Origin of the sequence: uncultured Cardiobacterium sp. (assembly GCF_938028185.1) — a bacterium.
Lineage (GTDB): Bacteria > Pseudomonadota > Gammaproteobacteria > Cardiobacteriales > Cardiobacteriaceae > Cardiobacterium.
On sequence record NZ_CALJAH010000176.1, the window covers coordinates 1 to 10,189 of the forward strand.

Annotated in this window: 5 protein-coding genes and 3 tRNA genes; 4 read left to right on the plus strand and 4 right to left on the minus strand. The window is 59.8% G+C overall.

The genetic code is table 11. The features are described 5' to 3' along the window. The 4 genes from Q0349_RS05090 to Q0349_RS05105 form a co-directional block, all read left to right on the plus strand. A partial coding sequence (locus Q0349_RS05090) for a phosphate acyltransferase (RefSeq protein ID WP_298079799.1) occupies positions 1 to 1,820 on the plus strand: 1,820 nt, incomplete at its 5' end. A 25-nt stretch (positions 1,821 to 1,845) separates the two neighbouring features. Then, positions 1,846 to 4,491: an aminopeptidase N gene (gene pepN / locus Q0349_RS05095; RefSeq protein WP_298079800.1), complete on the plus strand. Its 2,646-nt coding sequence runs from the start codon at positions 1,846 to 1,848 to the stop codon at positions 4,489 to 4,491. Between the two features lie 187 nt (positions 4,492 to 4,678). After that, a complete protein-coding gene (locus tag Q0349_RS05100; protein WP_298079801.1) occupies positions 4,679 to 5,722 on the plus strand; it encodes a hypothetical protein in 1,044 nt (347 codons plus the stop codon). A gap of 71 nt (positions 5,723 to 5,793) precedes the next feature. Further along, complete coding sequence (locus Q0349_RS05105; protein ID WP_298079802.1) at positions 5,794 to 7,947, plus strand: bifunctional (p)ppGpp synthetase/guanosine-3',5'-bis(diphosphate) 3'-pyrophosphohydrolase; 2,154 nt, start codon at positions 5,794 to 5,796, stop codon at positions 7,945 to 7,947. A gap of 316 nt (positions 7,948 to 8,263) precedes the next feature. Here the strand turns inward: Q0349_RS05105 and Q0349_RS05110 are convergent. The 4 genes from Q0349_RS05110 to Q0349_RS05125 form a co-directional block, all read right to left on the minus strand. Next, positions 8,264 to 8,340 (minus strand) — tRNA-His (locus Q0349_RS05110). Positions 8,341 to 8,360: 20 nt separating this feature from the next. Next, positions 8,361 to 8,437: transfer RNA gene (locus tag Q0349_RS05115), tRNA-Arg, on the minus strand. A 12-nt stretch (positions 8,438 to 8,449) separates the two neighbouring features. Continuing rightward, positions 8,450 to 8,526: transfer RNA gene (locus Q0349_RS05120), tRNA-Pro, on the minus strand. Positions 8,527 to 8,603: 77 nt separating this feature from the next. Continuing rightward, positions 8,604 to 10,189: mechanosensitive ion channel domain-containing protein (locus Q0349_RS05125; protein WP_298079803.1), on the minus strand; the 1,586-nt coding region annotated here is incomplete at its 5' end.

A 10,189-nucleotide genomic window follows, 5' to 3' on the forward strand; every position in this document is an offset into this window, starting at 1 on the left:
TCCCGGTTTTCCACGATGACCAGCACGGCACCGCGATTATCGCCTCTGCCGCGCTCATCAACGCGCTGCGCTTGCAGGACAAGGACATTGGCAAGGTGCGTGTGGTCGCATCCGGTGCGGGCGCGGCGGGCATGGCGTGCCTGGATATGTTTGTCAATTTGGGCGTGAAGAAGGAAAACATCATCGTCTGCGACTCCAAAGGGCCGATTTATGAAGGCCGCCCCGGCAAGCTCGACGGGCGCAAGGCGGAGTTTGTCGCCAAGACGGACGCGCGCAGTCTCGCTGAAGCGCTCGCTGGCGCGGATGTGTTCCTCGGTGTGTCGCAGGCGGGGCTGCTTACCGGCGAAATGATTAAAACGATGGCAGCGAAACCGCTGGTGCTGGCGCTCGCCAACCCGGTGCCGGAAATCATGCCGGAAGAAGTGCACGCGGTGCGTGATGACGCGATTGTCGCCACTGGCCGTTCCGATTATCCGAACCAGGTCAATAACGTCCTTTGCTTCCCCTATCTCTTCCGTGGCGCGCTGGATGTCGGCGCGACCACGATTAACGAAGCGATGAAAATGGCGGCGGTTTATGCCATCGCCGACCTCGCCAAATCCCCCGCCGGTGAAGAAGTGATGGCCGCCTATGGCGGGCAAGCGCTGGTTTATGGCAAGGATTACGTCATCCCCAAACCGTTTGACCCGCGTCTGATTTCGACGATTCCGGTCGCGGTCGCCAAGGCGGCGATGGAAAGCGGCGTCGCCCGCCGTCCGATCGAAAACTTGGCGGAATATCAGGAAAAACTGGCGCTGCTCTTCAACAAGAGCGGCTTTGCGATGAAGCCGATTGTCGATCGCGCCCGTGCCAACCCGCTGCGCGTCGCCTTTGCCGAAGGCGAGGACGTGCGCGTCATCCGCGCCGCCATCGCCTGCGTGCAGGAAGGCATCGCCAAACCGATTCTGATTGGCCGCCGCAAACGCATCGAGGAGCGCCTCGCCGAAAACCATATGCAGCTTGACCTGGATCGCGACGTGCAGCTCATCGAGCCGATGAACAACCCGCATTACGAAGAATGCTGGCGCAAATATCACGAACTGCGCGCGCGCGAAGGCATTGACCCGGCGGAAGCGCGGGTACAGATGAACACCCGCCCGACCACCCTCGCCGCAATGCTGGTCAAACTGGGCTACGCTGACACCATGCTCTGCGGCGTCATTGGCCGCTACGAACGCCACCTGCGGCGCGTCTGCGGTGTCTTCGGCCTCCACGACGACATGAGCCAACCGGCCGCGCTCAGCCTGATGCTGACACCGAAAGGCCCGATATTCATCACCGACACCCAGGTGCATGAAAACCCGAACGCTGACGAACTCACCGCCATCACCCTGCACGCGGTGAAGATGATGGAAATGTTCGGCATCACCCCGAAAATCGCGCTGCTCTCCGCCTCCAACTTCGGCACCCGCGCCTACCTGCCGAGCGCACGCCATATGCGCGATGCGCTGGCGCAAATCCGCGCGCGCCGCCCCGACCTTGAAATCGAAGGCGAAATGAAGGCCGACTGCGCCCTCATCGAACAACTGCGTCAGGAAGCCTTCCCCGACAACCGTCTGCAAGGCATGGCGAACCTGCTCATCATGCCGAACATCGACGCGGGCAACATCAGCCTCAACCTGCTGAAAGCCGCGACCGATGCCACCATGATCGGGCCGATGCTGATTGGCGTGGACGCACCGATACACGTGCTGTCCAACAACGCGACCACGCGCCGCATCATCAACATGGCGGCCATCGCCGTCGTGGAAGCGCAGACGAGCAAAAACCAGACCCACTAACCCCACCCATCACGGACGGAGCGAGATGACGGCACTGAAAACCATCCGGCTGGCGGACTACCGCCCGCCAGCCTTCACGGTCAAACACCACGAACTCAAATTTGACCTGCAAAACAGCGGAGAAGTCCTGGTCAGCCACAGCCAGCACATCGTGCGCAACCAGCCGAGCCACGATGAAAACGGCTGGGAACTGCCACAGGACAAACACCTCGCGCTCAATGCCGAACACCTCGCCTTCGACGTGATAGAAATCAACGGCACAGCGCTCACCGCCGGACAATACGACTACGACGGCGAGCGGCTGCTGCTCAAAAACGTTGCCGACGACTTCATCCTGCACACCGTGGTGCGGCTGAAGCCGGACGACAACAAAGAACTCTCCGGCCTCTACCGCTCCAACGGCATCTACTGCACCCAATGCGAAGCCGAAGGCTTCCGCCGCATCACACCGACACTGGACCGCCCGGACGTACTCGCCACCTACCGCGTGCGCATCGAAGCCGACCAAAACACCTGCCCGGTGCTGCTCTCCAACGGCGACCCGGACGGCCAGGGCGAACTGCCCGGCGGCCGCCACTACGCGCAGTGGTACGACCCGCACCCCAAACCGAGCTACCTCTTCGCCCTCGTCGCCGGCAACCTCGCCCACATCAGCCGCCGCATCACCACGCCCAAAGGCAAAAAAATCAGCCTCAACATCTACACCGAACCGGCCTATATCAACCAGACCGACTTCGCGATGCAATCGCTGATAGACGCCATCCACTGGGACGAAGAACGCTTTGGCCTCTCCTACGACCTCAAACAATTCAACATCGTTGCCATCAGCGACTTCAACATGGGCGCGATGGAAAACAAATCGCTCAACATCTTCAACACCCGCTTCGTCCTCGCCGACACCGACACCGCGACCGACGAAGACTACCACGGCATCCGCTCCGTCATCGGTCACGAATACTTCCACAACTGGACGGGCAACCGCGTCACCTGCCGCGACTGGTTCCAGCTCTCGCTCAAAGAAGGCCTCACCGTCTTCCGCGACCAGGAATTCTCCGCCGACATGGGCGAACGCGCGCTGGAACGCATCGGCGACGTCATCCGCCTGCGCGCCATGCAATTCCCCGAAGACGCCGGGCCGATGAGCCACCCGGTACAACCGCAAGAATACGCCGCCATCGACAACTTCTACACCGCCACCGTTTACGAAAAAGGCGCGGAAATCATCAGGATGTACCACACCATCCTCGGCGAAGCCGCCTTCCAGCGCGGCATGAAACGCTACATCGAGCGCCACGACGGCCAGGCCGTGCGCATCGAAGACTTCGCCCGCGCCATGAGCGACGGCGGCGAATACAACTTCACCGGCCAATACTTCAACTGGTACACCACGCGCGGCACCCCAAAAATCACCTTCACCTCCTCCTGGAACCAGCACGAACGCAGCTTCACCGTCGCCGCCATGCAAGACACGAGCGCCGTCACCCCACCGCGCCCGCTGGTCATCCCCATCCGCCTCACCCTCATCAGCCGCAGCGGCCGCCTCTACCGCTTCGCCGACGGCAACTACGAACAAACCCTGCTCCTCGAAAAAAACAGCGCCACCTGGACCTTCGAGCGCGCCGAGCCGGAACTCATCCCGGTACTCATGCAAAACTACTCCGCGCCGGTGTACTACCAACACCGCTACGACAACGACGAACTCGCCGCCATCGTCGCGCACGCGCCGGACGGCTTCGCCCGCTTTGAAGCCATGCAAATCCTCTACCGCCGCATCTTCGAGCAGGCACTCAAAAAACCGCGCGAACTGCGCGAACACAGCGCCGCCTTGAGCGACATCATGCAGAGTATCCTCGCCCACGACAAACGCAGCGAAGCCGAAAAAGCCCTGCTGCTCGAAATCCCGGCGCTGAACACCCTGCTCAACACCCTGCCCGACCCGGTGAACATGAGCGCGGCCATCGCCGCCCACGACCGCGTTGTCCGCATCCTGGCGCTGAAAATGCGGCGCGACTGGGTGGACTGGCTCGAAAACGCGCCCGAACCCGCCTCCGGCAAATACAGCATCAAAGACGCAGGCATCCGCAAACTGCGCGGCCTTGCCGCCCGCACCCTCGCCCTCTTTGAAGACGAACCCTACCGCCAACAACTGCTCGAACGGCACAACCGCGCTGACAACATGACCACGCGCATGAACGTCCTGCACGCGCTCAACCGCCGCCACGACCACTACCGCGAACAGGCGCTCGCCACCTACTACAACAAATACCGCGACCAGCCGCTCGTCATCGACAAATGGTTCGCGGTACAGGCACAAGATCACAGCGAAGGCGCACTGGAACGCATCACCGCGCTCGCCGGACACCCCGACTTCCACCCGGACAACCCCAACCGCTTCCGCGCGCTGGTCAGCACCCTGATGCAACAAAACCCCGCCATCTTCCACGCCGAAGACGGCAGCGGCTACCGCTTTGCCGCCGGACAAATCCGCCGCATCCTCCTCAGCAACCCGCAAGTCGCGGCACGGATGCTCAACGGCTACGCCATCGTCAGCCGCATGGACAACGAACGCAAAGCGCTGGTACGCGCCGAACTGGAAACACTCGCTGCCGTGGACGGCATCAGCGTGGACGTGCGCGAAAACCTCGAACGACTACAACGCGGCCTGCAATAACTCCACACAAACAAGGTGCGCCCCGGCGCACCTTTTTCATATAGTCATCCTCACAAAGCCCTGTACAGTGTTGCGTCGCCGAAGACAGTACGCATTTGTACGGCGAGGCAGCGCAACACCGTATGAAGCTTTCGGTGGATTGCTATAAACCCCAATAACGCGACCGCATCTAACCCCCGGCATCACCATGTTTGCACCAATCCTCACCCTTGCCATATTGATTGGCACGCTCTCCGCGCCGCACCCTGCCGACGTCGCGCTGTTGCAAAACGCGCGTGCGCCGGTCAGCGGCGCAAGCGGTTTTGCCACATTGGCGGCGACGCTGGAAGCTACGGCATCGTTACCGAGGGAAATCCCACGGATGGAGCGGGATGAAGCGGCGCCGCTCGCCTTTGCCCGTGAACATTTGCCATTGTGGCAGGCGCTGCCTGCGGTGGAGCGTGCCGCGTTGCTGCCGGATTTGCTGCCGTTGCTGCGCTTTGCCCATTTCCGCCGCGCGGCAAGCATTGAAGATTCGCCGAAATTTACGCGCCTCTTTGCCCTGAGCGAGGTTAACGCCTTCCGCTTTGTCAGCGGCGAACAAGAAGCAGCGCTGCAATCGGCGTGTGATGTGGCGGTTATCGGGCGGCGTTTGCTCCTGAGCGACAACCTGCTGCTGGATGCCATGGTGGGCGTGGCGCTGCTTGAGCAGAACGTACGCCTGCTGGCGGCGATGCGGGCGGAGCTGCCTGCGGATGCGCCACTGCCCGCAACGTGCGACGAATTGCAGCCACTGGCAAACGTGCAACTGGCGCTGGCGGCGCAGATGTATGGTGAGTGGCGCTTTTTCATGTCGGGCGAGGCGGAGGCGGTTGGCGACTGGATGACGGTCGCCTATTCCTTCGTACTGCGGCATCTGCCCCGCTATTTCATTCGCGGCTTTACCCGCTACGCCGCGCCGGAAGTATTGACAGCGGTCGCGCGTGGCGAAGTGGCCGTGCCGCCCCGGCATCCCGTGTTTGATTTCTGCGCACCACGCGACGGATTGTGCAGGCTCATAACCATGGACGACTACCAGGCGCGCCTGTTGAACGTGAACCGCTATCTCGCCGCTTTTGCCACTCTGCGTGACCCGGTGCATTTGCCGAAAGGGATGCGCCGCGATGGCGCATTTCTGTATCTGGAGCTGCTGCCAACGCAGCGAGGCGTGCAGACGCTGGTCTTGCCACTACCGGGCAGTCAGGCGCGTTGAAAGCGCTATACTTCACACCTTGAATATGACCCGCTACTCTGCAAGCAAACCAATCGCCCGGAAAACCACGAATGAACACCGCCACCCGTCCCGCCTGGCTCACCGCCGCCCAGGAACACTACACCGACACCGCCGCGCGCGAGCTGATCGCCGCCGCGTGGGAACTCGCCGCCCGCACCCCGACCCCGCCGGACGAACGCAGCCAGATGCTCATCAAACTCCTGCTCGACCTGCGCGGCGATGCCAGCCTGCTTGCCGCCGGACTGCTCGTCGCGCCGTGGCGGAAAAAGCATCTCGACGCCGAAGCGCTCGCCGAAAGCCCCTGCAAGGCCGTCACCCCGCTGTTGCAAGCGCTGGACGACCTCTCCCTCATCGACCACCTGCACGAGCAGGAGCAAAGCGACCTTGAGCGCCTGCGCAAAATGCTGTTGGCGATGGCGAGCGATATGCGCGCCGTTATCTTGAAACTCGCGCTGCAAGTCGTGCTGATGCGCCACATGAACCAGTACAGCGCCGCCGAGCAACAGCGTCTTGCGCTGCAAACGCGCGACCTGCTGGCGCCGCTTGCCAACCGTCTCGGCATCGCCCAGCTCAAATGGGAGCTGGAAGACCGCGCGCTGCGTACCCTTGAGCCGGACATTTATCAGGAAATATCGGGCGAACTCGAAGGCAAGCGCGTCGATCGCGAGCGCTACATCGCCCGCATCATCGATCTCTTGCGCTACCGCCTCACCGACGCGGGCGTCACCGTCAAACGCCTCTATGGTCGCGTCAAACACATCAACAGCATCTACCTGAAAATGAAGCGCAAAGGCCTGCGCTTCGAGCAGTTGAACGACATTCGCGCGGTGCGCGTCGAAGTGGAGACCGAAGCCGACTGCTACCACACCCTGTCGGTGGTGAACGAACTGTGGCAGCCCATCGCCGAAGAATTTGACGACTACATCGCCCACCCCAAGGCGAACGGCTACCAGTCGCTGCACACCTCGCTCATCGGCCCGGAAAACCGCGTCATCGAAGTGCAAATCCGCACCAGCAAAATGCACGAGCACGCCGAGCTGGGCGTCGCCGCGCACTGGCTCTACAAAGAAAAAGGCATCCGCCACAGCAAACAGTTCGAGCAACAAATCGAATGGCTGCGGCGGATGATCGAAAGCGGCGACCACAACCGGGGCGACGTCGTCTTTGACCAGTTCAAAAACGAAGCCTTCCGCGACCGCGTTTACGCCGTCTCGCCGCAAGGGCGCGTTGTTGACCTGCCCGAAGGTGCGACGCCGCTCGATTTCGCCTACCACATCCACACCCAGCTCGGCCACTGCTGCCGGGGCGCCAAAGTAAACGGGCAAATCGTGCCGCTGACCACCACGCTGAAAAACGGCGACAGCGTCGAAATCCTCACCCAAAAAGAAGCCAACCCCAGCCGCGACTGGCTCAACGACCACCTCGGCTACCTGCAAAGCGCGCGCGCCAAAGCCAAAGTACGCAGCTACTTCAAAAAACTCGAAAAAGAAAAAAGCGTCCAGGCCGGACAAGAAATGCTCGAACGCGAAAGCCGCCGCCTCGGCATCACCCCGGACAACAAACTGCTCAACGAGCTCGCGCAACACTTCAACACCCACAGCATCACTGACCTCTACGCAGGCATCGGCTTCGGCGACATCGGCGTCTTGAGCGTTATCCACGAACTCTCGCTGCGCCAACAAAAAAACGCCGAACAACCGACGCTGGACGAACGACTGGCGCGCATCCCGGTGAAAGCGCCGCGCAAACAAAGCCGGCAAAACATCGACGTCGCCGGCGTCGATAACCTGCTGGTGAACTTCGCCACCTGCTGCCAGCCGGTGCCGCCGGTGCCAATACGCGGCTTCATCAGCCAGGGGCGGGGGGTGAACATCCACCGCGCCGACTGCCCCAACCTGCAACACCTCGCCAAAGCGCACCCGGCGCGCATCATGGACGTGCACTGGAACGAAAACGCGGGCGGCCAGTTCGCGGTGGACATCGCGATAGAGGCCTTCGACCGCCCGCACCTCTTGCGCGACGTCAGCCAAATACTCGCCAACGAAAAAATCCCGATACTGGACGTCAAAATGCAACAGGACGACCGCAACCGCATCTACGGCAGCTTCAGCCTGGAAATCACCGACATGGAGCAGCTCTCGCGCGTCATTGACCGCATCGCGCAAGTCAAAGACATCGCGAGCGTCAGACGGGTGCAGAAATAACCCCATAACACAATGGATGGCCAAATCTTTACAGACACCAACCCGCCTGCGGAATTTGAATTGATATAGCCGTCCACCGAAAGTTTCAGACAAGGCGCGTCGCCGAAGACAGTACGCCTTGTCCGAAACTTTCGGTGAACGGCTATAAATACGGGGCGGTTTAGTGGGGCGAACTTTGATTTTATAGTCTGGATGTCCCACAGATTGCGTGGGATACAATGGGACGCGGCGGGATGATATGGCAATCCGCAAAACAAAAACCGCCGTAAATACAGCGGTTTTTTTGGGAGATACGAGACGCTATGGTAAAGCGTGATGGGGTGGATGATGGGAATCGAACCCACGACCTCCGGAATCACAATCCGGCGCTCTAACCATCTGAGCTACACCCACCATTGAAAAGAAATCCTGCTTGGCGCACCCGACAGGACTCGAACCTGTAACCTACGGCTTAGAAGGCCGTTGCTCTATCCGGTTGAGCTACGGGCACGTTTCGGGTTGCTGGTCGGAGTAGAGGGATTTGAACCCCCGACCCCCTGGTCCCAAACCAGATGCGCTACCAGACTGCGCTATACTCCGCCAAAGGATGAGGCGCGCATTTTAGTGAGCGCCTCCGGTGCCGTCAAGCGGTTTTCGTGGTTTTTCTGCGCGCGTGTTTAATCCGGCAAATTGGCGATATCGTCCTTGTTCTCGACATGGAATGCTTCTGCCGGTTTTTCCGGGGCGGTGGCGGTATGGCGCGTTTTTTCTTCGGCGCGGTGGCGTATATGCAATGGTGGTGCGTTGCCGTCCTTGTCCTGGCCAAAATAGATTTCCATATGCGGGAATGGCATTTCAATGCCCGCCGCATCGAAATAGATTTTCACCAGACGGTTATAGGCGCGGCCAACAATCCATTGGTCGCCCGGCGTGGTTTTGATGGAAACGCGCAGCATCACCGCGCTATCTGCCAATTGCGACACGCCCTGAATGTTAATCGGCTCCAGAATGTAGCGCTTCATGTCGCCCTTGACCAGTTCGTTGAATGCCGCACGTAATTGTTCCATCGCTTCGTCGATATTTTCGCGGTAGGCAATGCCGTATTCGGCGATATGGTTGGCGTGGCCGCGCATATAATTGGAAACGCGGGTGACGTTGGAAAAGGGAATCAAGTGATAGGTGCCGGAGCTGTCGCGGATGCCAACCGAGCGGATGCCAACGTGTTCGGCGCGGCCGGTAATGCCATCGACGGTGACAATATCACCGGTGTTAATCGCGTTTTCAATCTGGAAAAATATCCCGGTAATAACATCTTTTACCAATGTTTGCGCACCGAAACCGACCGCCAAACCGAATACCCCGGCACCGGCAATCAGCGGGCCAATGTTGATACCGATTTCGGTAAGAATCATGATAACGGTGCTGGTAAATATCACCACCGCCCAGGCGCTGCGAAAGAGCGACAACAGCGTTTGTGTGCGCACGCTTGGCGCGACACCGATTTCCGCGCTCAAGTAGCGCTCGATGAAGACCACCGACACCAGCCACATCACGATGGCGACCAGCAGGATAATAAAGATATTCCAGAATTTGCCCATTAACAGCATTCCGCGCGGCGATGCTGCCCAAGCATCCAAATCAATGACTTCCCAGGCACCGAGCAGGTTGAAAAAGACCAGCCAGATGAGGATAAAGCGCAACAGGCGTAAAGTGAGCGGCACATAGAAATTCAGTCGCCGCTCAATGCCCGGCAAACGTCGTGCCGTTTCCGGGGAAAAGCGAATGGTGCGGTGAATGTATTGCGTCATCAGCGCGGATAATAGCAAGCCGCTGCCGACCCAAAGAATGGTATAAGAAGTCGCGCGCAAGACAAACGGCAATTCTTTCTCGCCGCTGAGCAGGTTCAGAATGAGCAGCATGAAGAAATAGGCAATTGCCAGCAAATGCCAAATGGAGGCAAAGATACGCAATGCGCCGGCATAAATGACGCTATTGGTTTCTTCCGCATAATGGCGTAATGCTAACCGCACCGCACTGCGTTGGCGAATAACGACCACCATGCCGTAAATAAAAGCGGTCAGTGCCAATAGTGCGGAAAAGACCATGCCCAATGATGGCGACAAATTGATTTTAATCAGCGGGAATGCCACCAGATAGCCATAGCCCAGCAAATGCAGCAAATTGGCAAACCAGCGGTTCCAATAGGCGGCGACATTATCGGTGCAAGGCAGAAGGCGTAATCCCGGATAGCGCGGATAGAAAA